The 1,755-nt window shown below is 67.5% G+C and carries 1 protein-coding gene; it reads right to left on the bottom strand.

Features of this window, described 5'->3' with window-relative positions:
- Window positions 1-658 precede the first annotated feature (658 nt).
- Window positions 659-1,651 (bottom strand): replication initiation factor domain-containing protein, encoded by a 993-nt coding sequence (locus tag AC1ECW_RS16230; protein WP_481202296.1) that lies wholly within the window; start codon window positions 1,649-1,651, stop codon window positions 659-661.
- Window positions 1,652-1,755 lie beyond the last annotated feature (104 nt).

The following is a 1,755-nucleotide window of genomic DNA, read 5'->3' as shown; positions in this document are numbered from 1 at the left end:
ATCGACCTTCGACCGGTTCATGCCTGCCGCCTCCCCTTCGATGGGGGGGGGTTTACCCCCGTATTACTGGACGGGGGCCCCTCCTGGAGAAGCCCCAAAACGGCCTTGCCGCCAGCCCGGGCCCCGCCCGCAGGCGGGCGCCCTCCCGGGCTGGCTGGCAGGCGGCCAATGGACTGGCCGATGAGGTCGTGGAGACCGGCAGACATGGCGTGAAGCTCGCGCAGAACGGTCTTGGGAGCACTCCGAGCGGCCTCCATCTTGGCGGCCACGAACTGGGCACCTTCTGCCGTGTCGGCCAGCCAGTCGCCCATACAGCGCCCGAGGGAGATGCCAGCCGCGTCGGCCATGCGGGAAAAGATGGCATGCACCTCGGGAGTGACGCTAATGGTGAGTCGGATGCGTTCGGACATGGTGGGGGACAAACTGGTGGTGACGGTCGCGCCATTGTGCACCACCGTGCACCACATCGCAAGCGATCTAGCCAGGAGGGCCCGCAGCACCTAGGGCCTAGAGGGCGCGGAAGACCAGCCAGGCGACGCCACCAGCGGCGCACGCGAACACAGGCGCCGGGACGCCACCGCACCCGCCTTCGGCGTGATGTGATGCACAGGCCTCCGGCGACGTGGAGGGGCTACCGCCCCCCGGTCCCCCCGCTTGGTTAGTCGTGGTCCACCAGCAGCACGCCAGCCCGCAGAAGGTTCTGGTTGTGTTTCTTGCCGACGATCTTGGACCACACCGCGCCAATGTCGCCGTGGTACGCCACCAGCGCAGTGAACAGGGTGTCGCCGAACATCCGCCGCACGTTCGCCAGCGCCAAGGACAGGTCCAGCTGCGGCCCACGCTCACGCCGCATCACGAGCACCTCGGGTTCAACGCCTTGCAGCACCTTCGACAGGTACGGATACGCGCCCGCAAAGTACTGGTCGCGCCGCTCGATGATGTCGTCCGGAAGCGGTGCACTCTGCGGCTTAAGCTCCAGCTCGTGGCGGAACCAGTCCCACATCGACACCGCGCGCACCTCGCCATCCTCGAACAAAGGCACCGTCGCCATGAGCCAGTCGCCCCAGTCGAACGATTCCGGATCGCGCTGCATAGCAGAGGTGATCAACGGCCCGAGCAGCTGCTTACCCTTCTCGTAGCCCCGGAAGAACTTGTCCCCCTCGCGGTTGCCCACGTTGATCGTGCGCCCGTCCTCTGGCCGTTCGCCAATGATCGTGATGCACTTCGGCGGCCTGCCGCCTGAGCCCGCTGGCGCGAACTCCCCGGCCCGGTACGCCGCCAGCGCTGCCTCGAAGCCGGTTTCCTTCGAGAAGCTATCCACCGCGAGGTCGATCCGCTTCACCTGGTACTGCGGGCACTCCTCCGCTGCCTCCTGCGCCAGGTCCCAGTCCTTCACCCACTCGCAGCCGCGCCCGGTCAAGCCCACATAGGCCCATCCGCGTTGGTTCTCCCCGCCGTGCGCCAGCATGCCCACCGCCATGTCGCCCAGGCACACGTCCGCGCAGGCCTGGTAGCCCCTCCAGCCGCTTTTCCGGTATTCCAGGCGGGGTGACTGCGGGGAGCCCGCGAAAACGCCCCCTAGGGCCTTCTGGATGGCCTGCAGGTCGTCCTTGCACCGAAACGCCCAAAAATCGACCTTCGACCGGTTCATGCCTGCCGCCTCCCCTTCGATGGGGGGGGGTTTACCCCCGTATTACTGGACGGGGGCCCCTCCTGGAGAAGCCCCAAAACGGCCTTGCCGCCAGCCCGGGCCCC

This window comes from Caldimonas hydrothermalis (genome assembly GCF_056746695.1).
The sequence above is the reverse complement of the archived record's forward strand: the minus strand, read 5'-3'. Positions and strand labels throughout refer to the sequence as shown.

Excerpts from the sequence above, each read along its gene's own strand:
- AC1ECW_RS16230 (WP_481202296.1), bottom strand. The coding sequence starts at position 1,651 with ATGAACCGGTCGAAGGTCGATTTTTGGGCGTTTCGGTGCAAGGACGAC.